Source organism: Pseudaeromonas sp. HNCC25DJ182 (genome assembly GCF_055413365.1).
This window is the reverse complement of record NZ_JBVAYG010000017.1, coordinates 41,445-66,004: the sequence shown is the minus strand read 5'-3', so window position 1 is coordinate 66,004 and position 24,560 is coordinate 41,445. Positions and strand designations below refer to the sequence as shown.

Sequence of the window (24,560 nt, the reverse complement as noted above, 5' to 3'; positions counted from 1 at the left end):
GAGGGAGGAATGACTCGCCTGGTGCGGTCTGTACTCCCCTCTTCGTATATCCCCAACTGATGGAGCCCTCTCTTGCCCCACGTCGTCGCTCATCAGACCTTGGATGGTTTTATTCTGACGCGGCAGGCGCTGGATCAGCCGTCGATATCCTCTCCTGAACAGGACGAACACTGTGCGATCGTGCTCTGGTTGGCGACTGCGCAGGGGCCAGTTCGGGTCGTTTATGCACAAGAGCCGGTGCAATTTTTCATACCACTCGCCCGACAGGAAGAGGCGTTGCAGTTATTTCGGCAGCACGGGATCCGGGGCCGTTTGCGACACACCGGGTTACAGACGTTTGCTGGTGATGCCGTACTCGCCTGCTGTTTTCCTACCTTGGCTCGTTTCTATCGCGCCCTTGAGCTTCTACAGGTACAGCGTATTCCGGTTTTTGAAGGCGATGTGCGACATGCCGAACGAGTACTGATGGAGCGTTTTATCACTGGCGGGATCCGGGTGAGCGGTGATGTCACCCGCCACCCGGGCTATCTACAGATGCAAGCCCGAATGCTGGAGCCTTGCGATATGCAGCCAACATTTACCCTGCTGTCGCTGGATGTGGAATGTGCCATGTCCGGCCAGCTCTACTGCGTTGGTTTGCAAGGGATCCGGCGTGATGGCTCGCTGCTTGAGCAAGTGATCATGGTGGGGGAGCCCGAACCCCATCAGGAGACGTTTACTATCCAGTGGGTGGCGGACGAACGGCAGCTGTTATTGGCATTGGCGCCCTTCTTTCTGCACTTCGATCCGGACATCATCATCGGCTGGAACGTGGTCAACTTTGATTTTCAGCTACTGCTTCGCCGCGCCGAATTACACCACCTGACCCTGCGTTGGGGACGAGCCGGTGAGCCGGTCCGCTGGCGACCGGCGCGGGATGAGCGCCAACAGGGGCAAGTCATCTTTCCCGGTCGCGTGGTGCTGGATGGGGTTGCCACCTTGAAATCGGCAACTTGGCAATTTGATAGTTTCAGCCTGGAGTCTGTGGCCCAGAGCCTGCTCGGTCGCGGTAAGGCGATCGATGAGGTTGAGGATAGAGGTGAGCGGATCAGCCAATTATATCAACAGGATAAACTGGCTCTGGCCCGTTACAACCTCGAAGATTGTCGCTTGGTCACCGATATCTTTGCCCTTTGCCATTTGCTGGACTTTGCTCGCTTGCGCAGTCAGCTCACCGGGCTGGAGCTGGATCGCTACGGTGGCTCGGTGGCGGCATTTTCCCATCTCTACATCCCTCACTTGCATCGTCGCGGCTTTGTGGCGCCGAGCCTGGGAACTATCGAAGGCGCACCCTCACCGGGCGGTTATGTGATGGACTCGCGTCCCGGGCTTTATCGACACGTATTGGTGCTGGATTACAAAAGCCTCTATCCCAGTATTATCCGCAGCTTTGGTATTGATCCGTTGGGGTTGATCCTCGGGTTACGAGAGCAGCAAGTATCACAGCAGGAGGATCTGCATTTGGCGCCGATCCCGGGATTTCTGGGGGCTTGTTTCTCGCGCCAGGATCCGATCCTTCCCGGGCTTATTGCTTCCCTGTGGCAAGAGCGGGATAAGGCCAAGTTGCAGCAGGATGATGCCCTGTCGCGCGCTATCAAGATCTTGATGAACTCCTTTTACGGGGTATTGGGCTCCAGTGGTTGCCGCTTCTTTGATCCCCGTTTGGCATCCAGTATCACCTTGCGTGGACAGTGGATCATGCTGGAAACCCGGCGCTTGATTGAGACTGCTGGTTTCCAGGTGATCTATGGCGATACCGACTCCACCTTTGTCTGGTTGGATCGCGAGGTAACGCCGGAACAGGCTGACTCTATCGGGCGGCAATTGGCTCGTCAGGTCACCGAGTATTGGCAGCACCATCTGCAGCAGAACTGGGGACTCGATTCCTGCCTGGAGCTGCAATATGAGCGTCATTATCGGCGTTTTCTTATGCCGACGATCCGCGGTGCCGAGGTGGGCAGCAAGAAGCGGTATGCCGGTCTGGAAGGTGAAGGGGAGCACGAGCAGATCATCTTCAAGGGGCTGGAGACGGTCCGTACCGACTGGACCGAGCTGGCCAAACAGTTTCAGCGCGGGTTATACCAGCGTATTTTCCACGATGAGGATCCGGCGCCTTTCATTGCCGAGATGATTCGGAAAACCCGGGCTGGCGAGGTGGATGACTGGTTGGTCTATCGCAAGCGGTTGCGACGCAAATTGAGCGACTACCAAAAAACTCAACCCCCCCATGTCCGGGCGGCTCGATTGGCCGATGAGGCGCGCCGGAGCGCAGGATTGTCCCCTCGCTATCAGCAGCGTGGCACCATTGCCTACCTCATCACCACCCAAGGGGCTGAGCCGGTAGAACATCAAACCGCACCACTGGATTATGAACACTATATCCAGAAGCAACTCAGGCCCGTGGCCGATGCCATACTACCCTTCATTGGTCGTCAGTTTGATGAGTGGGCCGAGGGGCAGTTGCCGCTGTTTTAACGCGAATCACCGAGCGGACTAACCACCCGCCAATTTGACGGTAAAACCCGCCTTGATGAGCTCTGCCTGGATCAAATCCCGCTTCTCACCTTGAATTTCAATGATCCCTTCTTTGATGGCGCCTCCGGTGCCGCATTTTTTCTTCAGCAGACTGGCTAGCTCCTTTTGTCGTTCAGTGGGAATGCCGTGAATGGTGATCACCCCTGCACCTTTACGGCCTTTATTTTCGCGGCGCAATCTGACGATGCCGTCATCGGGGAAGGGGGATGCAGATGCGGCCTTGGTGGTCGGCTCGGGAACAAAACCGCTAGCCGTGGAGTAAACAAGACGGGAATTGGTATCGGACATGATGAGGCTCCTTATCACTGGTCGGGAGTATAGCCAGAGCCGAGGCTAAAAAACTGCTTTATTTTGTGGGTATTCGCTCTATAATTGGATTCAGTGATAACCATTATCAATAAGATCGCGGAGCACGGCATATGCATTTGAGTGATATCCTGCCGGGCCAATCGGCTCGGATTGTGAGCCTGGGAGCATTGGATGCTCCGGTTCGCCGCAAACTGATGGCTATGGGCTTACTGCCCTGTAGTGAGGTGCGTTTTATTCGGAATGCGCCCTTGGGTGATCCACTACAAATTTCCACAGGGGGTATCACGCTCTCGGTTCAGCGTACATTGGCCATGCAGATCGAGGTAGAGAGCCTATGAAATGGAATTTGATGACGGTTGGCAATCCCAACAGCGGCAAGACCTCGTTGTTCAATGCCTTGACCGGGGCCAATCAGCAGGTCGGCAACTGGAGTGGTGTTACCGTGGACAAGAAGCGCGGTTACTTCAGCCAGGGTGATGACGAGTATCAGTTGATGGACTTGCCGGGCATCTATGCGTTGGAGAGCCGGGACAGCTCGATCGATGAGCAGATCGCATTCCGTTACGCCATGACCCATAAGCCGGATCTGGTGATTAACGTCATCGATGCCACGGCCCTGGAGCGCTCCTTACTGCTGACCCTGCAACTGCGTGAGTTGGGGCTGCCGGTGCTGGTGGTACTGAACAAATACGATGTGGTACAAAAACGGCGGCAATCGATTGATGCCCAAGCCCTGAGCGGGGTGCTGGGCTGTCCGGTGGTGGCGTTATCCGCCTACAACCGTAAAGAGATCCAGCACCTCAAAGCTCAATTGCCGTTGCTGATGGCGCAAGTTGATCCACAGCCTCTGGTTCTGGATTACGGCGAGGTCATTGAGGCTGCTGTCGCTCAGTTACAACCGCAGATCCATCATGGTCACCTGGCTGCTCGTGGCTGTGCCATTCGTTTGCTGGAAGGCGATGAAGTTCTGGATGAAGTCTTGCAATTGACGGCGCGACCGGATGTTGCGGCGCTAATCCGCGCGACGCAAAGTCAGGTGGATATGGATCTGGCCGTGGCGGATATTCGCTATGGCTTTATTCATGAGCAGGCTCGTCCTTGCCAGATCCAGCATGGAAAACTCGGCATCAAGGGTTCTGAACGTCTGGATAATATTCTGCTCAACCGCTGGATTGGCATTCCGTTTTTCCTCGGCGTCATGTACCTGATGTTCCTGTTCGCCATCAATGTGGGCAGTGCCTTCATCGACTTTTTCGATGTCTTGGCCGGTGCTTTGTTTGTCGATGGACCTCGGCACTGGCTGGGTCTGGTTGATACCCCGGAGTGGTTGATATCCGTGGTTTCCGACGGGATCGGTAGTGGCATACAGACGGTCGCCACCTTTATTCCGGTCGTCGGTTTTCTGTATTTGTTTCTGGCGGTGCTTGAAGCGTCAGGTTACTTGGCCCGAGCCGCATTTGTCGTCGATCGGGTGATGCGCAAACTGGGGCTGCCGGGTAAAGCTTTCGTGCCGATGCTGATGGGATTTGGCTGCTCGGTTCCGGCTTTCATGTCCGCCCGGACGCTGAGTGCGGAGCGTGAACGCCTGATGACCACCGCTATGGCGCCCTTCATGTCCTGTGGGGCTCGCCTGCCGGTCTATGCCTTGTTTGCAGTCGCCTTTTTTCCGCAATCGGGGCAGAACGTGGTGTTCTTGCTGTATCTGATTGGTATCGCAATTGCGGTGGTGACCGGTTTGGTGCTGCGCAAGACCCTACTGCCTGGACACAGTGAATCCATGCTGATGGAAATGCCGGATTATGAAGTCCCGCGGCCAACCTATGTGCTGATCAAGACCTGGCACAAACTGCGTAGCTTTGTGCTGGGGGCCGGTAAGACCATTGTCATCATGGTGGCGGTGTTGAACCTGTTCAACTCCTTGGGCTCCGATGGCAGTTTCGGTAACCAGAATACAGACAAGTCCTTGCTGAGCCAGGCTGCTGCATTTCTGACGCCTGTGTTGTCGCCGCTGGGGGTGCGTGAGGATAACTGGCAAGCAACGGTCGGTATTGCTACCGGTATTTTTGCCAAAGAGGCGGTGGTGGGGACGCTCAACAGTCTCTATCAGTCCCCGGCAGACGAAGAGGGTGCTGAGTTCAGTCTGACTGACGCCTTTAACGAGGCAGTAGCAACCATTCCAGATAATCTGGCAGCCATCAATCCATGGGATCCTGCTGGTCTGGAGCTGGGCGATCTGCAGGACCAAACTGCCATGGCGGAATCCCAGGAGGTTGATCTGTCGACCTTCGCCAACATGCAGACCCATTTTGATGGTCAGGTTGGCGCCTTTGCTTACTTGCTGTTCATCCTGCTGTATATGCCATGTGCGGCGGCAATGGGGGCACTGATCCGGGAGTCGGGTCGTAACTGGGCCATCTTCACGGCTATGTGGTGTAACTTGATGGCGTTTATGCTCTCCTCTCTCTATTACCAACTGGCGACCTTTGCCGCCCATCCGGCCCAGAGTCTGGCCTGGGTCGCGTTCTATGCCATGGTCGCGGTGCTGACCTGGTGGGGCATGCATCGCAAGGGCAACATACTGGCGCGTAAGGTGGTGCTGGTATGATCGTTCGTGATGTGGGAACCCTGCTGGCCGATCGTCAGCGTATGAGCCTGGGGGAGCTGGCGCGGCACTTCCATACGGCGGAAGACACCATGGATGCCATGTTGGGTGTCTGGATGCGCAAGGGGCGAGTTCGCAAGGTGACGCAGAGTGGTTGTAGTGGCCGCTGCTGCGGGGCCCGCGAGGAGACCCAATACGAATGGTTACCGGAAGGACAGATAGGGCTAATCCAGCGCTGCTGATCGCTGTTTAGCTGCCTCAACTGCACACATCGCCCGCGACTGCGGGCGATTTTTTTGCGTCGCCCAACCATAACTGTTTTGTGGTGTGTCGGGTTAGCCGATAGGGTTTGGTAGGCAGTGCCAAGCCGTTTGGGCATAATAGCCGCCAGTTCGGGAGGGGGCATGCAATCACAAACCACAAAATCACAAATCACGCCATCACAAGCCATACAACAGCAAGAGGATGAACGCTGGATGCGTCACGCCATAGCACTGGCGGACCAGGCGGAGAAGGCTGGTGAAGTTCCGGTGGGAGCCGTATTGGTGCGAGCGGGCCTGATGGTGGCAGAAGGCTGGAATTTATCGCTGTGTGAGCATGACCCAACGGCTCATGCCGAGATCCGGGTTTTGCGTCAGGCGGGCCAGCAACTGAGTAACTATCGGCTGCTGGATACGACTTTGTACGTGACCTTGGAGCCTTGCATCATGTGCACGGGAGCCTTGATCCATGCCCGGATCGGACGCCTGGTGTATGGGGCTTCTGATTTGAAAACCGGAGCCGTACAGTCGGTATTCCCGCTGTTGGGCGATGCGCGCCACAATCACCAGATCCCGGTTACCGCAGGGGTTTTGGCGCAGGAGTGCAGTCAGCAACTCAGTGCGTTTTTTGCCCGTCGCCGTCAGGAAAAACGTGCCGCTCGCGAGGCGCAGCGGCAGGCATCAGGGGATGAGAAAGCCACTAGCTCCCGGTAAGTGCTGCCAATAAACAGGATGGCTTTCGCCACCCTGCCGTGCGGGATGTGCGGAAGATGAGCTTTAGCTATGGCTTAGCTTGTGGTTTGCAGATCCAGCTCCCAGCCCAGAGCTTCCATATACCGCTGTTCCCGTATCAGGTTTTGCACCAGCAGCCGGTTAGCCTCGGCCCAGCTGGCAGGCAGGAACAAACGACATAAGTTGCCTTCGGCTTCAAGGCGAAGCGTGGGCAGCAGGTTATCCAACCGTCGATGGTGCAGTGCCACGGCCAGACGCAGAATGCGAATGGCGCGCCAGATCGATTCATCGACAAAGTTGGGGATGGAGTAAAATTCCTGCTTCTTGATGGCCTTGCGGTGAAACCGGACCAAGGTTGCCAGCAGTTGCTGCTCTTCCTGATCGAACCCCGGTAGATCCGAGTTTTCCAGTATGTAGGCGGAATGACGCTGGATGGCGGTATAGTTGATGGCAAGGCCCGTCTCGTGCAGCATGGCCGCCCAGCAGAGCAGGGGGCGATAGAGTTCGGCGTCCAGCTGCCAGCGGGTTGCAACCTGATCAAACAGTTGTAAGGCGGTGGCCTCGACCCGAGCGGCTTGCTGTTTGTCGATATGGTAGAGATCGGCAATGCCGAAGGCCGTTCGGGCGCGAATATCCTGATGCTGTTGCCGCTGTTCGAATTCATACAGCAAACCTTCGCGTAAGGCGCCGTCCGAGTAGTCCATGCGCTCGATGCCCAAGCCTTGGAACAGGGCAATCAGAATGGCAACACCTGCGGCAATCAGCGGGCGACGATCCTCGGTCAAACCGGGAAGATCGAGTTGTTCAATCCGCTTTTGAGCAATCATGCGCGACTTGAGTTGCTCGAGCTGCGACAGGGTGATGACGCCATCGTCATCATGGGCGACCAGCAGTTCCCGTACCGCCTTAATGCTGCCCGAGCTGCCCAGGCAGCTTTCCCATCCCAACGTCTGGTATTGAGTCAGGATTGGCTCCAACTGGTGTAACCCTTCCAAGATGGCGGCATTGAAATTCTTGTCGCTGAGTTTACCGTTGGTGAAGAATTGTTTGTTGAAGGTGACGCAGCCCATCTTGCGGCTGGTCAGAGCGAGCGGCGTGAAACGCTCACCGATGATCAGCTCGGTACTACCGCCCCCGATATCGATGACCAGCACCCGGCCATCCAGATGCTGGGTGTGCGCGACCCCCTGATAGATCAGCCGAGCCTCTTCCTGACCGGAGATAATATTGATCGGGTGATGGAGCAGCGCGCGGGCTCGATCCAGAAACACTTGGGCGTTGCTGGCGGCTCTGAGGGTATAGGTACCCGTGATGCGCACCGCATCCGGTTTGAAGCCGCTCAACCGTTCGGCGAACAGGCCGAGGCAATTCAATCCCCGTTGCATGGCCTCTTCACTCAGGCATTTATTTTCATCCATGCCTTCGGCGAGGCGGACCCGCTCTTTGAGGCGATCCACGATCTGCATGCGACCGTCGAGAACGCGTGCCACCACCAAGTGGAAGCTATTAGAACCTAAATCAATGGCCGCCAGCAGATTACTCGGCATTTAGTTGTTGCTCCCACTGTTTGAGGTAGTCATAGATGGCGATTTGCGAGCGAACCTTCTTGCGATTGCCCCGCGGGACATAGCGGTTGCTTTGGTCGGCATCAATGTAACGAGCCTTGGTGGTATCGCTGAACTGCAGTTCCAGAATGTCCAGGATCCGCTGGCGCAGCTTCTCATCATAGATGGGAACACCGACTTCAATACGAAAATCCAGGTTCCGGGTCATCCAGTCCGCCGAAGAGATATAGACCCTGGGTTGACCATTGTTATGGAACACCATGACCCGCGGATGTTCAAGGTAGCGATCGACGATGCTGATGACCTCGATGTTATCGCTGATGCCAGGTAATCCGGGGACCAGCGAGCACATGCCGCGGATGATCATGCGGATCTTGACCCCGGCCTGGCTGGCGGCATAGAGCCGGCTGACCATGCCCTTATCGACCAGATTATTGATCTTCAGGGTGATGCGTGCCGGTAGCCCGCTTTTAGCGTTGTTGATTTCGCTGTCAATCAGGCTGTAAAGGTTACGGCGGGAGTTGATGGGCGAGACCAGCAAGTGATTGAATTTGAAACGCTGGAACGGATGTTCGATAAACTCGAAGACGCTGTAAACTTCGGCCGCGATTTCCTGATTGCAAGTGAACAAGGAGAAGTCCGTGTAGATCTTGGCGGTCTTCTCGTTGAAATTACCGGTGCCAATATGGGCGTAGCGGACCGTCTGGCCATTCTCCTTACGGCTGATAAGGCACAGTTTGGAGTGGATCTTCAGGCTCGGTACCCCGAACATGACCTTGACCCCAGCCTCCGTCAGGCGATTGGCCCACTGGATGTTGGCGGCCTCGTCAAAACGTGCTTGCAGCTCGACTACTACGGTGACGCGTTTGCCGTTGTTGGCGGCATCGATGAGGGAGTCGATGACCCGGCTCTGACTGGCGACCCGATAGATGTTGATCTTGATCGAGGTGACGGCCGGATCGTAGGAGGCCTGGCGTAGCAACTCGGTGAAGTATTGAAACTTGTGGTAAGGGTAATACAGGAGTATGTCCTGCTCGGCGATGGCCTGAAACAGGGTCAGATGTTGGTCAAACTCATGGCTGTTGAGAGCCGAGAGCTTGGGGTTTTCCAGATAATCACGGCCTACATTGGGGAACCCGATGAAATCCTTGAAGTTGTGATACCGCCCGCCAGGCATGATGGAGTCGTAGAAACTCATCTTCAGTTTGGCGGTGAGGAAGGTGACCATGCTCTGTGGCGTTTCCCGGTCATAGGCGAAGCGGACCGGCATGGCCTTGAGGCGCTGTTTTAACCCTTCACTCATATTGTCCAGCACGCTGCGGTTGAGTTGAGCGGAGAGGTCGTATTCGGCATCCCGGGTCATTTTGACCGAGTAGGCGGCGATTTCGTCATAATCAAAAAAGCCACGGAAAATATCATCCAGACAAAAACGGATGACGTTATCCAGAATGATCAGAGCCTTCCGGCGCTTGTTGGATTCATCGGGGGGCATGGGCACGAAACGGGGCAGATAATCGGTCGGCACTTCGATGAGGGCGTATTGCACCAAGCGCCCCTCTTTTTTCATCTTCACCGCCAGATAGGTGTACTGATCCTTCAAGAAGGCGATGGGATCACTATCTTCCGTCAGCAGGATCGGGCTGATGTGGCGCAGCACCTTGTCCTTGAAATATTTTTTGATCCACGCCTGATGGCCTGGAGAAACCTGACTTTCATTGATGAGGAAAATATTGTGTCGCGCCAGGGAGAGCATCAGTTCCCGATAGGTGGTGTCGAAGGTTTCGCCCAGCCACTTGACCTTATCCTGAATGGCATGCAGCAGATCCTCGGCTTCCGGATCCCCACCATGCTCCTTATGGATCAGCACGCGGCGCTTGACGTCGGCCACTCGGACTTTGAAGAACTCATCCTGATTGTTGGAGAAAATCCCCAGGAAGCGCACTCGTTCGATCAGCGGCACGCTCTTGTCCATGGCTTCTTGCAGAACCCGCTCATTAAAGGAGAGCCAGCTCAGCTCTTTTTCAATCCAGAGATTGTCACTACTCATTGCTACCCTCGGAATCATGTTACTGGAGTCACGGCCACCCGTTGCGAATTAGCTTAAACGGCCTTGGGTGATAGTGGCTTGCTCGTGACACCCTTATATGTCAATAACATGACATATTTATGGCATCAGTGCCAAACCTCGGCGTATGGAAATGGCCAGCTCATAGCACCAGAATGTGAGAGCAGGGGGCGGATGATGAAACTGCAGCCAGCAATGACGATCGGCTGTCATAAACCGGCGTCATACTTCCGGTACCTGCAAACGGATGTTTAGTTCGCGCTGTAACAAAACTGTCATGGAATGGACATACAATCCGCCCATGCCTAGAACCAGTCGAGGTTTTTTGATGTCAACCCAAACCGTCAATGTGACGATGTCCGGCAGTCGCAAACGGCGAATCAAGGACAAACTAGCCAGTGTCAGTGTTACCGCCGGGGGTATCCTGGTATTGGTGGCATTGCTGCTGATTTTCTTTTATCTGCTGTACGTGGTGAAACCGATCTTCGATTCGGCCACTATCACTCGCAAAGCCGAAATTACCCTGCCGGTGCAGGGGCAAACCGCCTTGCTGGGGATTGATGACCAGAACCAGATTGGCTACCGCTTCAGTCGAGAAGGGCAACTGGATTTTTTTGCGCTGGATAGCGGTTCGGGTTTTCCGGTTGGTCAACTCATCAAGCATGATGCGGTGGCTGGTCAGGTGACGAGCGTAACGACCACTTCGCTGGGTAAGCGTCAGGTGGTTTACGGCTTTGCTGATGGCTCCGCCCAGGTGGTTCAGCCTGATTTTGTGGTCACTTATCCCAACGACAAGCGGGTCACGGAAGCTGTGCTCAAGTACCCACTGGGGAGTGAGCCGATTGTACTCGACGAGCGTGGGCGCGCCATTACCCATCTGGCTTATGAGGCGACCAGTGCACTGGCGGTGTTTGCCGCGACCACAGCCGATGGCGAGACATTGCTGACGGCTCGCGTCGGGGAAGAGAATTTCCTTTCCGGCGAGGTGGAGTGGACGACCAAGCGTTATGCCTTGCCGCCGCTACCTGGTACCGTCGAGCAGGTCTTGCTGACGCCGGATCTGCGTTATCTGCTAGCCCGCTCCGGCAATCTGCTGTCGATTTTCGATATTCGCGATCTGGACAATATTCGTCTGAGTTCGGCGATCCAAATCAATGCCCAGGGCGGCAATGTGACCCAGGTTGCCCTGCTCAGCGGCGCATCCTCACTGTTGGTCGCCAACGACAATGGGATCATCTCCCAGTGGTTTGAAGTCCTGAGAGACGGCTCGCGACAATTTACCCATATTCGGGAGTTCCAGGCCTCCGGACCAGTCCGTGAATTGGCGGTGGAGCATAGTCGCAAGGGCTTCATCGCGCTCTCGGCGGAAAACCATGTCGATCTGTTCCATGCCACCGGTGAAACCCGTCTGTTGTCGGAAGTGATTGGCCAAGGCAGCATTGATAGTCTGGTGCTGTCGCCCCGCAATAACAGCCTGCTGGTGGAATTTGGCAATCAGTTCCAATTTTTCCATGTCCAGAACGAACACCCGGAAGTTACCTGGTCAGCCCTGTGGCAACAGGTCTGGTATGAAGGCTATCCAGAGCCACAGTATGTCTGGCAGTCCACATCAGCCTCGGATGACTTTGAAGCTAAGTTAAGTCTGGTGCCATTGGCTTTCGGCACGCTCAAGGCGGCCGCCTACGCCATGTTGTTTGCTGTGCCGATTGCTCTGGCTGGTGCCATCTTCGCCGGTTATTTCATGTCGCCAGGCATGCGCAAGGTGGTCAAACCGACCGTAGAAATCATGGCGGCATTGCCGACGGTGATCCTCGGTTTCCTGGCGGGCTTATGGCTGGCCCCCATGATCGAACAACATCTGCCCGGCATTTTCTTATTGCTGGTGGCGTTGCCGCTCTCGATGCTGCTGGCGGCATTGGCTTGGCATCACCTGCCACGCCGGATCAAGGAAAGCGTGCCGGAAGGCTGGCAGGCGTTGATGTTGGTCCCGGTTCTGGTCCTGATTGGTTACTTGTGTCTGACGATCAGCCCGATACTGGAAGGCTGGTTCATGGGCGGGAATGCCCGCGGCTTTATCACCAATACCTTGGGCATGCGGTTTGACCAACGGAATTCGCTGGTTATCGGTATCGCCATGGGTTTTGCGGTGATCCCGACCATCTTCTCGATTGCTGAAGACGCTGTGTTCTCGGTACCCAAGCACCTGACACAGGGCTCGTTGGCCCTCGGTGCCACCCCTTGGCAGACCCTGAGCCGGGTGGTCATTCTGACCGCCAGCCCGGGGATCTTCTCGGCGGTGATGATGGGGTTAGGCCGCGCCGTGGGTGAGACCATGATCGTACTGATGGCAACCGGCAATACCCCCATCATGGATATGAGCATATTCCAGGGCTTGCGGACGCTGGCTGCCAATATTGCGGTCGAGATGCCGGAGTCGGAAGTGGGCAGTTCACATTACCGGGTCCTGTTCCTGGCAGCGTTTGTACTGTTTGTCTTTACCTTCATCTTCAACAGCGTGGCCGAGTTTGTCCGTCAACGTCTGCGTGACAAATACAGCTCGATGTAATGGGCCCTCAAGGAATCAAACGACAATGAACAAGTGGTTTAAATCGGGCACTCCCTGGATCTGGATGACAGGTGGCGCCGTCAGTTTGAGTCTGATTGCCGTAGTGGGGCTGTTGCTCCTCATCGGTTGGCGTGGTCTGGTCTACTTCTGGCCACATACCATTTACCAGTGGGAAATTGACAATAATGGTCAAACAGAGCAGTTGATCGGCGAGTTGCACGATAGCGAGCTGGTGCCGACGGCTCGTCTGCGGGCCACGGGGTTGAAACTGGAAGGCGAAGAGCGCGAAGTGCTGGAGCGCTATCTGGTGAAGACCGGCAACCGGGAGTTCGTGCCGCTGGACTTCCGCTGGGTTCTGGAAACCAATATCCGTTCCCGCAGTACGCCCAAAGAACTGGCTGTGCTGGAGCGGACCACCAACGGTAACTTCTACGGTTATATCGAGCAGGTGCTGGAATCTGGTAAAGCCGTGGATGGTGATCTGCATCAGCAATTGCAACGCCGCATCGAACGGGTTGCCGAGATCAACGACCAGGTTCGCTCGTTACAGCATGCCGATATTGGTGCTATCAACTACCAGCTGGAAAAACTGCGTCTCAAGGAGCGTCGTCTGGAGTTGGACCATGCTCTGACGGCTGCGGCACAAGCGGATATCGAAGCCGAGCGCAAGGCATTGAATGACCACTATGCCCAGTTGGAGAAACAGCTGTTTACCCTGCGGGATCAGACCTTGCGGGATAGTCTGGTCGTCAAGGACATGCGTGGGCAAGCGGTGACCATTCCTCTGTCGAACGTGCTGGATGTCAATTGGCCCAACGACATGAGTCTGTTGAGCAAGATTGGATTTTGGTTCCACCAAATCGGTAAGTTTGTATCGGATGACCCCCGTGAAGCCAATACCGAAGGCGGTGTATTCCCGGCGATCTTCGGCACCGTGTTCATGGTGCTGCTGATGACAGTCATTGTCACGCCATTAGGCGTGGTGGCGGCGGTTTACCTGCACGAATATGCCGGTAAGAATGCACTGACCAAGTTTATCCGCATCGCGGTGATCAATCTGGCGGGTGTGCCCTCGATCGTGTACGGGGTATTTGGTCTGGGCTTCTTCGTCTATGTGCTGGGTGGTTCCATCGACAAGCTGTTCTATCCCGAGGCCCTGCCGAATCCGACCTTTGGTTCACCAGGGGTTATCTGGTCGGCGATTACTCTGGCGATCCTGACGCTGCCGGTGGTCATCGTCTCGACCGAAGAGGGCTTATCGCGGATCCCGAGCGCGGTGCGACATGGCTCGTTGGCTCTTGGGGCCACCAAAGCGGAAACCTTGTGGCGCATCGTGTTGCCCATGGCGAGCCCGGCTATCATGACCGGTCTGATCCTGGCGATTGCCCGGGCCGCAGGTGAAGTGGCGCCGCTGATGCTGGTCGGTGCCGTGAAGCTGGCACCCACCTTGCCGATGGATGGTAACTTCCCCTATTTGCATGTGGAGCGTAAGTTCATGCACCTGGGTTTCCATATCTTCGATGTTGGCTTCCAGAGCCCGAACGTCGAGGCGGCACGGCCGCTGGTGTATGCCACTTCGTTCCTGCTGGTGACCGTGATCGTCGGGTTGAACCTGACCGCCATCAGCATTCGTAACCATTTGCGTGAAAAGTATCGCGCGCTGGATAACTAAGCCCAGCTTTTTTTCCGAATTCGAGGTAAACGATGATTAACGTTACTCCCACAATGAGCCAGAGCGAAAGCATTGACTTGGTGAACCTGCCGACGGAAAAAACGGCGCTGGAGATCAAGAATCTGGATCTGTTTTATGGCAGCAAGCAGGCACTGTTTGATGTCAGCATGAAGATCCCCAAAGGGCAGGTGACCGCCTTTATCGGTCCGTCTGGTTGCGGTAAGTCCACCCTGTTGCGCTGCATCAACCGCATGAACGACCTGGTGGAAATCTGCCATATCAAGGGCGCCATCACCCTGCATGGCCAGAATATCTATGACAAGAGCGTCGATGTGGCGGCACTGCGCCGTCGGGTCGGCATGGTGTTCCAGCGCCCGAATCCGTTCCCCAAGTCCATTTACGAAAATGTCGTCTATGGTCTGCGTCTGCAGGGGATCAGTGATCGGCGCCTGCTGGATGAGGCGGTCGAGCGCTCCTTGCGTGGCGCCGCGCTGTGGGAAGAGGTCAAGGATCGTCTGCACGAGAATGCGTTCGGTCTCTCCGGTGGTCAGCAGCAGCGTCTGGTCATCGCCCGGGCGATTGCCATCGAGCCGGAAGTACTGTTGCTGGATGAACCGACTTCGGCGCTGGATCCGATCTCCACCCTGACCATCGAGGAGCTGATCAACGAGCTCAAGAGCAAATATACGGTGGTCATCGTTACCCACAACATGCAACAGGCGGCGCGGGTTTCGGATCAGACCGCTTTCATGTATATGGGTGAACTCATCGAGTACTCGGATACCAATACCATCTTCACCAAACCGAAGATGAAGAAGACCGAAGACTACATTACTGGCCGCTACGGCTAATTGAACTGCTTCCGAGGATATGACCATGGATAACATGAATCTGAACAAGCACATCTCCGGTCAGTTCAATACTGAACTGGAAGCGGTGCGCAACAACGTGCTGGCAATGGGTGGACTGGTGGAACAACAGCTCTCCGATGCGCTGGTGGCCATTCACGACCAGGATCTGGAATTGGCCCGGCGTATTGTGGAAACCGATCTGCAAGTCAACAGCATGGAGATCAGCATCGATGAGGAGTGCACCCGCATTATCGCCAAGCGTCAGCCCACGGCATCGGATCTGCGGTTGATCCTGATGATCTCCAAGTCGGTCACCGATCTGGAACGAATGGGGGATGTCGCCGACAAGTTGGCGCGGATGGTGATCAACAACAATAACAACCGCTCCCAGCCGCCGTTGGTGTCGCTGGAGAGCATGGGACGTCAGGCCATCAAGATGTTGCATGATGCACTGGATGCCTTTGCCCGCATGGATGTCGAAGCCGCCATCCAGCTCTACCACGATGATGACAAGATTGATCGGCAATACGAATCCATCATTCGCGAGTTGATGACTTATATGATGGAAGATCCACGCACCATTCCCCAGGTACTGGAAGTGTTGTGGGCCGCCCGCTCTCTGGAACGGATTGGTGACCGTTGCCAGCACATCAGCGACTACATCATTTACTGCGTCAAGGGTAAGGATGTCCGCCACACCAAGATTTCGGATCTGGATTCGATCTGATGTCGTGCAGCTGGCTCTGCAGAGCCACTGCTGTTGCGCAATAGACAAGGCCACCGCGAGGTGGCCTTGATGTTTATAGTGCCTGCGATTATCCCGGCTTCGGTCGTGGTTAAGGGCTTGATATCACCCACTCGACACTCAGGTGCGGGGCGCAATGCTCGGTGGCTTGTCGGACCTTCTGGCATAACCGCGTCACTTGCTGGCTATCCCAAGAGGTGTTGCGTGGATTGGCATGCAACTGGATCCGCAACCTTCGCCCTTGCTTGATAAGTCGGGGTTCGATATAAGCTCGCTCCCGCTCATCCAGACTGGCAAGGATCTGGCGCTCAATCTCGCCCTGCCAGTGCTGGTCCGCAGGAAGTTGCAACAACTCCCACAGCCCCTGGCGGCTGACTTTTAACGCGACCGGTAGAGTGATGAGCACCATCAGCAGGCTCAGGATCGGGTCAATATAAGCAGCCAGCCAGGACCAGGCACTCTGTTGCAAGAGACCGGAGATGACAAATGCCAGCGTGACGCCGAGACTTATCAGCGCATCGAAGCGGAAGTAGTGCTGCTCTGTTGCCAGAATGGGCGAGCGTAATCGCCGCGCCATACCGCCTAGCCACCAGGACAAGCCACCGCATAACAGCATGCCGAACACGCCATAGGCAATCAGGGGTAACTCCTGGGTGCTATGCCCACCTTGCCAGATGCTGTGTACCGACTTGGCGGCGGTGAGCAGGCAGATCAGCGTCAGTACCAGCCCTTTGAGCGTGACCAATAGGGGTTCGCATGCCGCCAGACCATTGGGCCTTTGGCGTGAGTCAGGCTCGCCGAGGCGGCTTACCAGGGTTGATTCAAAGGCTATCATCAGCGCACACAGCAACGAGAACAGGGCATCAAGCCAGATTGCCAGCGAATTGGCATGCAGGGCCACAAAAACACCGATCAGGGCAAAGCTGCCATCAGTGAACGCTAGGGCACGGAGAATATGGGATTCGCGAAGAGAAGATGTCATGTCGCCCCCTTAACCGAGTTGGTTAACGGGACCTTTGACATGCAACGAAGAAGAAGACCAACCGACAGGAACCGGAACAATGAAGCGGGTAAAGAGGGGAGCCGATATAGGTTCCTGCGTATCGTACAGGGTGAAGTAGGGCAGACGCTCTGTTTGCATAAGGCCTCCGAAAGGCATGGTTGGGATGGTCATGAAAAGCCTGCGCGGTTGTCGGCAAGACAGCGGCGGTAGGCGCTGTTAGTATGACAACCGACAATTTGATGAACAAGGGGCAAAGTACCCCAGGAGCCAATAGTGAACGTTATTTTTGACCTCGGAAATGTGTTGGTGCGATGGGATCCGGTCGCCATTGTTCGCTCCGTGATCGATGGCCCGGGGGCAGTGCGTCTGGCTCAGCATCTGTTTGTTCACCCGGACTGGCTGGAGGTGGATCGGGGTACACTGACTCTGGAGCAAGCCGCCGTACAAGCGATCGAGCGCACCGAGGTCGATGAGCCGATCATTCATGGGATTTACGCGGCTGTTGCCCCCTCGTTGCAGACTCTCCCTGCGAGCGTTGCTGTTCTGGATGACTTGAAAAAACAAGGACATACCCTATATGCGTTGTCCAACATGGGCCAGGTCAGTGCCGCCTACCTGCAGCAGCACGCCAGTTTCTGGTCCTCGTTCAAGGATGTGGTGATTTCATCCCGCGTTGGACTCATCAAGCCGGAGCCTGCGATTTTTGAGGCCATGCTGGTGCAATTTGGGCTGGTTGCTGCGGATTGTCTGTTTATTGATGACTCAAAAGAAAACGTTGATGCAGCACTGGCTCTGGGGCTGGATGCCTTTGTGTTTCAGGATGCCCAGCAGTGCCGCAGTGAGTTGCAAGCTCGTGGTTTGCTCGGTGTTTAATGCCTCAAAGTTGTTGTTTTTTTTAGTAAACGCTTTCAATAGTTGGCCTTTGAATCGCAGAGTCTGATCCTGGTCAAGGAAGATCCAGTTCCTTGATACTGCGGGTTTGCTCACAAAAGCCGTCTAATGGTAACTTGTGCACACTTGTCTTCGACGGGGCTTTTGAGCCCGGACAACGATGGCTATCACGTTGAGATCCTTTCTCTGCACAGGGGCAGGATGATGGCGCACGCAGGGAGCATGCCGCAGACCTTGGCACACTTTCTGATAGAGATAGTGATTGGATGTCTCGAACTGTTTGAGACAAACGTTTTTGGTGGCCATCGCTGAACACCCTAGCTTGGTGTTCACCCTGACCTTGAACAGCGTTGGTGAGGCCGTCGCCACACCTGCAGCAAAGCGAGGAGAGAATGGATACAAGTAATAACCAGACTGTACTGGTACTCAACTGCGGTAGTTCTTCCCTGAAGTTCGCTATCATCAACCCGGAAAGTGGACAACAGTACCTGTCTGGTCTGGCGGAAGCCTTGACCTTGCCCGAGGCGCAGATCAGCTGGCGTTTTGGCGATGACGGTGAAAAGCAGAAGGCTGCCCTGGCAGCGGGTGCGGATCACACGGCGGCGTTGACCTTCTTGGAAGAGCAAGTCCTCCATGGGCGTCACGATCTGCTGGACTCCCTGATTGCTGTTGGTCACCGGGTGGTGAATGGCGGCGAATTCTATTCTGAACCCGTGCTGGTCGATGACGAAGTCGAGAAGGTTATCGAGAAGTGCATTCCCCTGGCGCCGTTGCATAACCCGGCTCATTTGTTGGGGATCCGTGCGGCTCGTCGTTTATTTGCCGCACTGCCTCATGTCCTGGTCTTCGATACTGCTTTCCATCAAACCATGGCCCCGGCAGCGTTCCGCTACGCTCTGCCGGATGAGCTGTATCATCAGCATGGCGTGCGCCGTTATGGCATGCATGGGACCAGTCACTACTATGTGGCCCTCAAGGCCGCTGAGCAGTTAGGCCAACCCCTGGAAGAAACCAATGTCATTACCGCCCATCTGGGTAATGGTGCCTCGGTCTGCGCAGTGAAGAATGGTAAGAGTATCGACACCAGTATGGGCATGACCCCGCTGGAAGGTCTGATGATGGGAACCCGCTGCGGTAACGTGGATCCGTCCATCGTCTTCTTCATGGTCGATGAGCTGGGGTACACCCTGGAGCAGGTCAAGGATGTTCTGAACAAGAAATCCGGTCTGCTGGGTATTTCCGGCAAGACCAGCGATTTTCGTGGCATTACCCAGGGCGTGGAAGAGGGCGATGAGAAGGCCATTCTGGCATTCGATATGTTCTGCTATCGCTTGGCCAAGTTCATTGCCTCCTACTACGTCTCTTTGGGGCGCGTCGATGCCCTGGTGTTTACCGGCGGTATCGGTGAGAACTCTATGATGATGCGCAGTCGTGTGCTGGAGCTGCTGGCCCCCTTTGGTTACATCGAAGATGCCAAGGGCAATGAAGCGGCACGATTTGGCAATGGCGGTCTGATTACCCAAGCGGGTTCAGCCAAAGCGTTTGTCATTCCGACCAACGAAGAGTTGGTCATCGCTCAGGGAGCGGCTCGATTCGCTTGAATCTTGCTCCGTTGACGATCAAGCCTGCCCATCCGGCAGGCTTTTTTCTGTCTGCCCCGTCAGTTTTGAGGGTATGATGAGTCTGCCAAATCGTTGGCAACGGGATTTATAGACATAAGAAATAAGGAGTCATGATGGCGATCTTGGTGACCGGAGGGACCGGTTATATTGGCAGTCATACCGTGGTCGAGTTGTTACTGGCTGGCCAGCAGGTGGTAGTCGTCGATAATTTTTGCAATTCCCACCCGGTGGTTCTTGACCGAATCGAGCAAATTGCCGGCCAACGTCCTGCTTTCTATGAGCTGGATGTGCGCGATGGCGCGGCACTGGATCGGGTCTTTGCCGAACATAGCATTGATGCTGTTATTCACTTCGCCGGCTTGAAGGCCGTGGGCGAGTCTTGCCGTATTCCGCTGACCTATTATCAAAACAACATTGCCGCCACCTTGACCTTGTGTGAAGCCATGGCTCGGGCGGGGGTGTTTAATCTGGTCTTCAGCTCGTCGGCTACCGTGTATGGTGATCCTCACTCGGTTCCCATCCGGGAGGATTTCCCATTATCCGCCACCAATCCTTATGGTCGCTCTAAGTTGATCGGTGAGGAAATATTGCGCGATGTGGCCAAGGCCGATCCGCGCTGGGGCATCGTCTTGCTGCGTTACTTCAACCCGGTCGGAGCCCATCCTTCCGGGCTGATTGGTGAAGACCCGAACGGTATTCCTAACAACTTGCTGCCTTTCATCACTCAGGTCGCCGTCGGCCGTTTGCCGCAACTCTCGATCTTCGGCAATGATTATCCGACACCGGATGGGACCGGGGTGCGAGATTACATTCATGTCGTGGATCTGGCGTTGGGTCATCTCAAAGCGCTGGCGCGGATTGCCGAGGCGAGAGGTGTCTTTACCTATAACCTTGGTACCGGGATTGGCTATTCGGTTCTGGATATGGTCAAAGCTTTCGAGCGTGTCTCCGGGCAGACTATTCCTTATCAGATAGTAGCGCGCCGCGCCGGTGACATTGCCGAGTGTTGGGCCGCCCCGGCACTGGCGCTCTCCGAATTGGGCTGGCAAGCACAACGGGATCTGGATCAAATGATGAAAGATAGCTGGCACTGGCAATCGAGTAACCCATCCGGGTATCAGAGCAACTAAACTTCAGCAGGGCTACGACGAGAAGTAGCCCTGCTGTATTGGCAATATCATCAGTACAATCGTGGTGTGATCTGTTAATTCGAGTGAAGGCAATATCGGCCGTCAGGATTGGCAGATTCTTAACGTTAGCCCCCATGGCGGGGTGCAGGGCGCAGGTAAATAACGTACTATGCACATCTTGTTCTGTCTGGTTCTGGGGTCCGCTTTATTGAGCGGTAAATCACTCGCACTATGATGCCCTTTTTTCTCGCTTTCTTTGTTCTGTGTTTTGCTCTGACCGGGGTCGCTCGTCGCTATGCATTATGGCGTCATGCGTTAGCGATCCCCGAGTTCCGACATCATCATTTGGAGCCGGTTCCCCGTGGTGGTGGCATTGCTCTGGTCATCACTATGATTACCTTGAATCTGGTGATGTATCGCTATGATCTGATTGATATTGCGGCGGCCCGCAGTTTGAGTTTTTCTGGGCTATTTCTACTGCTGGCTTGTATCGCCAATGATCTTCGCCCCTTGACCTTGCGGGTGAGGTTGTTGTTGCAAGTGGTGGCGGTTTCACTGGCACTCACCTGGTATGACCGGGATTTAATCGTCATTGTGTTCGATAGCTATCTCTATCTATCCGGCTGGTGGTTCCCGCTATTGGGATTACTACTGCTGGGTTTTATCAATCTGAATAATGTGATGAATGAGGTTGATGGCCTGGTGGCCAGCCAGTCTTTCATCATGATTTTTGCGGCGGCCTCGTTGCTGGCGATTTCTGGCGAGTTACAGTGGACTATCCCGCTGATCCTGCTGTGTGCGCCTGTTTTAGGATTCCTGGCTTGGAACTGGCCGCCGGCACGGATCATGATGGGTGATGCGGGCAGTAGTTTTCTTGGCTTGTTTATCAGTCTGCTCGGGTTACACCTGGCCGGGGATACCTCGATCAATCTGTGGGTGTGGTTAATTTTGATGGCGGCATTTATCACCGATGTGGTGACCACTTTTCTGGTTCGTGCGCGTTTTGCGTTGAGCCTGATGCCATCCAGCCATAAAAATCATGCCTACCAGATCCTGGCGCGGAAATGGGATAGCCATTTCTACGTTACGGTATTGTTGTGTGCCATCTGCTGGTTGTGGTTATTCCCCTTGGCTTACTTGGCAATGGAGTTTGAAGGTTGGGGGCTAGTGTTGTTAGCTCTCGCCATCTTGCCGATTGCTGCCGCTTGCCTGTATCTCAAAGCCGGGCGTGATGATATGGACACGGAACCTGCGTTATAGGCAGTGTCTATTCCACAAGAAGGCCCGCAATGCGGGCCTTCTTGTTTTACTGTGAAACGACACTCTTTGGTTTAGCGAGTGACCGTTTTGACGCCATCCGGGCTACCGACTAGCGCAACATCGGCACCCCGATGGGCAAACAGGCCGACCGTCACGACGCCCACGATATTGTTGATCTGGGATTCGAGTTGCTTGGCGTTGGTAATGTGCAAACCGTGCACATCGAGGATCTGGTTGCCATTGTCCGTCACCACCCCAGCTCGATACACGGGGTTGCCGCCCAGCTTCTTCAGCTCACGCGCCACATATTCCCGTGACATGGGGATGACTTCGACCGGGAGCGGAAAACGCCCCATGGTCTCGACGACCTTGCCGCTATCGACGATGCAGACAAATTGGCGGGCGACTGCAGCAACAATTTTTTCCCGGGTCAGGGCGGCGCCACCGCCCTTGATCATCTCCATCTGCGGATTGATTTCATCGGCGCCATCAACATAAAGGTCGAAGCTGTCGACTTCGTTCAAATCCATCACTGTGATGCCGAGAGCCTTGAGGCGTTCGGTGGAGGCTTCGGAGCTGGATACCGCGGCCTTGATCTGATCCTTGATACTGGCCAGGGCATCGATAAAGCAGTTGACGGTGGAGCCTGTGCCAACACCGATAATGGTGTCTGGTTGCACATAGCTCAGCGCGGCCCAACCTACGGCCTTTTTCATTTCATCTTGAGTCACTTTTCTCTCCTGCTGTACTCGCTCGGGCGGATTATAGCGGAGATGGCGCTAAAGCAGCAGCCTGGATTCTACAATGGCCAATGCCAGCGACGGCTGGGAGTGATAATTTCGGGGAGCGGCACATCCCAGGTTTCTACCGGTACCTGATCGATCTGCTGGCAGTCATGGGCGATGCCAATGGGGTAGGGACCCAAGCGATGATGATGCCAACCCGCCAGTGTCCGATCATAAAAGCCGCCGCCCATCCCGAGACGATTGCCATGGGCATCAAAAGCAACCAGCGGTGTAAAGATGATGTCGATGGCAGATTTGACGATGATGGTCTGACAATTCAGCTCCGGTTCGGCAATTCCGAAACGGTTGCTGGACATAGGGGTATCAGCCTGGAAATCGACGAACAGCAGATGGCCTTTACTAAACGGATGGAGTACCGGCAAACAGACGGCAATGCCCCGGCTCCAGCACCATTCGATCACTGGGCGGGTATCGAGTTCGCCATCGCTGGCCAGATAGAGTGCGACCCGTTTGGCATGACAAATCAACGGATGTTGTGCGAATTGAGAAACGAGCTGGTTGGCTGATGCTAGCTGATAATCCGGTGCCAGATCGCGACGCATGGTGCGTAGCTGCTGGCGGATGAGTTGACGCTGTGACATGAAGAAGAACCCCGGTGGTGCCGTTGCAGTTCGTGGCCCTTGAACCCTGAGGTCCAAGGCGGAAATCTGGATCCAACCGCAGGCTTCTCGGTACGAGCCGAGCATGCTCAATAGTCGGAAAGCGACTTCCTAAGGGAAAAATATCGGCTCAGGGACTTTGATCCGCTGACGAACACCCCAGGGAGATTTACTTTAATCTTAGCCTATCGTTGCAGCAGTCTGCCTTGTTCTTTCAGGGCCTCTTCGATGGTGGCCTGAAGCATTCTGATGCGCTGATCCATAGTCTCAGAGTATTGGCGGTTCTTGTTTTTTTCAAGTGCCAATTCGTGACAAAAATTGAGTGCCGCCATGACCGCCAATTGCTCATTGTTACTACTGCGCGAACGCTGACGCATTTGAGTCAGCGTTTCGTTGAGTTCCGCTGCGGCGGAGTGCAGATGGGCACCCTGTCCTGCTTGGCAAGAGAGTTTATAGACACGCCCCATGATGTTGATTTCAACAGCTTCAATCCCGGTGGTCATGTGTTCCTCATCTAGCTTGCGGTATGAACTGGCCTGTCTCGATAAGGGGCGACTATATAGTGCAGATCTGCAAGTTTCAAGGCTTGGCTGGCCGTCTCATGGAGGCAGTGATAGGATCGTCTCCTTTACACTCATCCGTTGATGTTTTCTTGTACGAAAAGAGGCCAGACCTATGACTCATGATGTTTTACAACAATACGGTGTGGCTGCCGAGCTGCTCGATGCTCAGGATGTGATGGCGACGCCAGCGGAACTGCATGGTGTGCTGTGTGGCATGTTGTGTGGTGGTGCGCCGATCCGTCGTGATGCCTGGCTGCAAGAATTTAACGAATTGGTGAATGATGGTGTCGCGTTACCGGTGGCGGTGAACACCTGGCTCGAGGCGCTCTTTGCTGCCACCCTGGAGAGCTTGACGCTACAGGCTGGCTTGCAGTTACTGTTGCCGGAAGAGGATGAAAATCTGGAGGATCGCTTGCTGGCGATGAGCGATTGGGCCCAGGCCTTCCTGGCGGGTTTTGCCGTGATCCAGCGCGATCTGAGCCAGGCTTCGGATGAGTTGCAGGAAATGCTCAGTGATATCAGTGACATTACTCAGCTGGAACAGGAAATGGACGATGAGCCCGAGACCGAAGAGTCTTACATCGTCATTTATGAGCACCTGAAGCTGGGTGCCATGATGGCGTTTGAAGAATTTGGTCAACGACCGGCTGAATTGGTTTCCAAGACTCTGCATTAAGGTGGTGTGGCCCGAAATTTCCAACATTTTTGCCGTTCGGTTCAGTGTTTATTCGGGTCTCATCAACAG

General features: G+C 55.1%; 21 protein-coding genes and 1 other RNA gene. 14 read left to right on the top strand and 8 right to left on the bottom strand.

Annotation, left to right across the window (positions count from 1 at the left end; all coding sequences use genetic code 11):
* Nucleotides 1-72: 72 nt before the first annotated feature.
* On the top strand, nucleotides 73-2,514 hold the full coding sequence (locus ACZYUB_RS13675; RefSeq protein WP_463948717.1) for a DNA polymerase II: 2,442 nt from the start codon (nucleotides 73-75) through the stop codon (nucleotides 2,512-2,514).
* An 18-nt stretch (nucleotides 2,515-2,532) separates the two neighbouring features.
* Here the strand turns inward: ACZYUB_RS13675 and ACZYUB_RS13670 are convergent, their stop codons facing one another.
* Nucleotides 2,533-2,865, bottom strand: a complete 333-nt coding sequence (locus ACZYUB_RS13670) for a stress response translation initiation inhibitor YciH (protein WP_463948767.1) — start codon at nucleotides 2,863-2,865, stop codon at nucleotides 2,533-2,535.
* A 128-nt stretch (nucleotides 2,866-2,993) separates the two neighbouring features.
* On the opposite strand from ACZYUB_RS13670, the gene ACZYUB_RS13665 reads away from it, so the two are divergent.
* The 4 genes from ACZYUB_RS13665 (at nucleotide 2,994) to tadA (ending at nucleotide 6,459) form a co-directional block, all read left to right on the top strand.
* Nucleotides 2,994-3,221 (top strand): FeoA family protein, encoded by a 228-nt coding sequence (locus tag ACZYUB_RS13665; RefSeq protein WP_463948716.1) that lies wholly within the window; start codon nucleotides 2,994-2,996, stop codon nucleotides 3,219-3,221.
* Nucleotides 3,218-5,488, top strand: coding sequence for a Fe(2+) transporter permease subunit FeoB (feoB, locus tag ACZYUB_RS13660; RefSeq protein ID WP_463948714.1), 2,271 nt, complete (start codon nucleotides 3,218-3,220; stop codon nucleotides 5,486-5,488). Before ACZYUB_RS13665 ends, feoB begins: the two co-directional genes overlap by 4 nt.
* Complete coding sequence (locus tag ACZYUB_RS13655; RefSeq protein ID WP_463948713.1) at nucleotides 5,485-5,727, top strand: FeoC-like transcriptional regulator; 243 nt, start codon at nucleotides 5,485-5,487, stop codon at nucleotides 5,725-5,727. The genes feoB and ACZYUB_RS13655 overlap by 4 nt, the downstream gene beginning before the upstream one ends.
* A gap of 162 nt (nucleotides 5,728-5,889) precedes the next feature.
* Nucleotides 5,890-6,459, top strand: coding sequence for a tRNA adenosine(34) deaminase TadA (gene tadA / locus ACZYUB_RS13650; protein WP_463948711.1), 570 nt, complete (start codon nucleotides 5,890-5,892; stop codon nucleotides 6,457-6,459).
* Between the two features lie 74 nt (nucleotides 6,460-6,533).
* On the opposite strand, the gene ppx is transcribed toward tadA, so the two are convergent.
* Both ppx and ppk1 read right to left on the bottom strand, forming a co-directional pair.
* Nucleotides 6,534-8,024 (bottom strand): exopolyphosphatase, encoded by a 1,491-nt coding sequence (ppx, locus tag ACZYUB_RS13645; RefSeq protein WP_463948709.1) that lies wholly within the window; start codon nucleotides 8,022-8,024, stop codon nucleotides 6,534-6,536.
* The gene (gene ppk1, locus ACZYUB_RS13640; protein ID WP_463948708.1) at nucleotides 8,014-10,089 is read right to left on the bottom strand and encodes a polyphosphate kinase 1; all 2,076 of its coding nucleotides are present in this window, start codon (nucleotides 10,087-10,089) and stop codon (nucleotides 8,014-8,016) included. Before ppk1 ends, ppx begins: the two co-directional genes overlap by 11 nt.
* A 346-nt stretch (nucleotides 10,090-10,435) precedes the next feature.
* Here ppk1 and ACZYUB_RS13635 point away from each other — a divergent pair, with 346 nt between their 5' ends.
* Genes ACZYUB_RS13635 through phoU form a run of 4 tightly spaced genes read left to right on the top strand, consistent with a single transcriptional unit; the run spans nucleotide 10,436 to nucleotide 15,923 of the window.
* A complete protein-coding gene (locus ACZYUB_RS13635; RefSeq protein ID WP_463948706.1) occupies nucleotides 10,436-12,673 on the top strand; it encodes an ABC transporter permease subunit in 2,238 nt (745 codons plus the stop codon).
* Nucleotides 12,674-12,698: 25 nt separating this feature from the next.
* Nucleotides 12,699-14,345 carry a phosphate ABC transporter permease PstA gene (gene pstA, locus ACZYUB_RS13630; RefSeq protein ID WP_463948704.1) on the top strand — a complete coding sequence of 549 codons (1,647 nt, stop codon included), beginning with the start codon at nucleotides 12,699-12,701 and terminating at the stop codon, nucleotides 14,343-14,345.
* Between the two features lie 53 nt (nucleotides 14,346-14,398).
* On the top strand, nucleotides 14,399-15,196 hold the full coding sequence (pstB, locus tag ACZYUB_RS13625) for a phosphate ABC transporter ATP-binding protein PstB (RefSeq protein ID WP_463948702.1): 798 nt from the start codon (nucleotides 14,399-14,401) through the stop codon (nucleotides 15,194-15,196).
* A gap of 25 nt (nucleotides 15,197-15,221) precedes the next feature.
* Nucleotides 15,222-15,923, top strand: coding sequence for a phosphate signaling complex protein PhoU (gene phoU, locus ACZYUB_RS13620; RefSeq protein ID WP_460884313.1), 702 nt, complete (start codon nucleotides 15,222-15,224; stop codon nucleotides 15,921-15,923).
* A 109-nt stretch (nucleotides 15,924-16,032) separates the two neighbouring features.
* On the opposite strand, the gene ACZYUB_RS13615 is transcribed toward phoU, so the two are convergent.
* Nucleotides 16,033-16,923 carry a cation efflux transmembrane domain-containing protein gene (locus ACZYUB_RS13615; protein ID WP_463948701.1) on the bottom strand — a complete coding sequence of 297 codons (891 nt, stop codon included), beginning with the start codon at nucleotides 16,921-16,923 and terminating at the stop codon, nucleotides 16,033-16,035.
* 294 nt (nucleotides 16,924-17,217) lie between these two features.
* Here ACZYUB_RS13615 and ACZYUB_RS13610 point away from each other — a divergent pair, with 294 nt between their 5' ends.
* From ACZYUB_RS13610 to ACZYUB_RS13595, 4 genes are all read left to right on the top strand, one after another.
* Nucleotides 17,218-17,817 carry an HAD family hydrolase gene (locus tag ACZYUB_RS13610; protein WP_463948699.1) on the top strand — a complete coding sequence of 200 codons (600 nt, stop codon included), beginning with the start codon at nucleotides 17,218-17,220 and terminating at the stop codon, nucleotides 17,815-17,817.
* Nucleotides 17,818-18,227: 410 nt separating this feature from the next.
* Nucleotides 18,228-19,436 (top strand): acetate kinase, encoded by a 1,209-nt coding sequence (locus ACZYUB_RS13605; RefSeq protein WP_460884317.1) that lies wholly within the window; start codon nucleotides 18,228-18,230, stop codon nucleotides 19,434-19,436.
* A gap of 134 nt (nucleotides 19,437-19,570) precedes the next feature.
* On the top strand, nucleotides 19,571-20,587 hold the full coding sequence (gene galE, locus ACZYUB_RS13600) for a UDP-glucose 4-epimerase GalE (RefSeq protein ID WP_463948698.1): 1,017 nt from the start codon (nucleotides 19,571-19,573) through the stop codon (nucleotides 20,585-20,587).
* A 231-nt stretch (nucleotides 20,588-20,818) separates the two neighbouring features.
* Nucleotides 20,819-21,847, top strand: a complete 1,029-nt coding sequence (locus tag ACZYUB_RS13595) for an MraY family glycosyltransferase (RefSeq protein WP_463948696.1) — start codon at nucleotides 20,819-20,821, stop codon at nucleotides 21,845-21,847.
* Nucleotides 21,848-21,918: 71 nt separating this feature from the next.
* Here ACZYUB_RS13595 and rpiA read toward each other — a convergent pair whose 3' ends face one another.
* The 4 genes from rpiA to zapA all read right to left on the bottom strand — a co-directional run bounded on the left by rpiA (nucleotide 21,919) and on the right by zapA (nucleotide 23,755).
* On the bottom strand, nucleotides 21,919-22,578 hold the full coding sequence (gene rpiA / locus ACZYUB_RS13590; RefSeq protein ID WP_463948695.1) for a ribose-5-phosphate isomerase RpiA: 660 nt from the start codon (nucleotides 22,576-22,578) through the stop codon (nucleotides 21,919-21,921).
* 68 nt (nucleotides 22,579-22,646) lie between these two features.
* Nucleotides 22,647-23,234, bottom strand: a complete 588-nt coding sequence (locus tag ACZYUB_RS13585) for a 5-formyltetrahydrofolate cyclo-ligase (protein WP_463948693.1) — start codon at nucleotides 23,232-23,234, stop codon at nucleotides 22,647-22,649.
* 4 nt (nucleotides 23,235-23,238) lie between these two features.
* A non-coding RNA gene (ssrS, locus tag ACZYUB_RS13580) (6S RNA) lies at nucleotides 23,239-23,421 on the bottom strand.
* Between the two features lie 16 nt (nucleotides 23,422-23,437).
* The gene (gene zapA / locus ACZYUB_RS13575) at nucleotides 23,438-23,755 is read right to left on the bottom strand and encodes a cell division protein ZapA (protein ID WP_463948692.1); all 318 of its coding nucleotides are present in this window, start codon (nucleotides 23,753-23,755) and stop codon (nucleotides 23,438-23,440) included.
* 172 nt (nucleotides 23,756-23,927) lie between these two features.
* Here zapA and ACZYUB_RS13570 point away from each other — a divergent pair, with 172 nt between their 5' ends.
* On the top strand, nucleotides 23,928-24,491 hold the full coding sequence (locus tag ACZYUB_RS13570) for a UPF0149 family protein (protein WP_460884322.1): 564 nt from the start codon (nucleotides 23,928-23,930) through the stop codon (nucleotides 24,489-24,491).
* The last annotated feature ends 69 nt before the right edge of the window (nucleotides 24,492-24,560 follow it).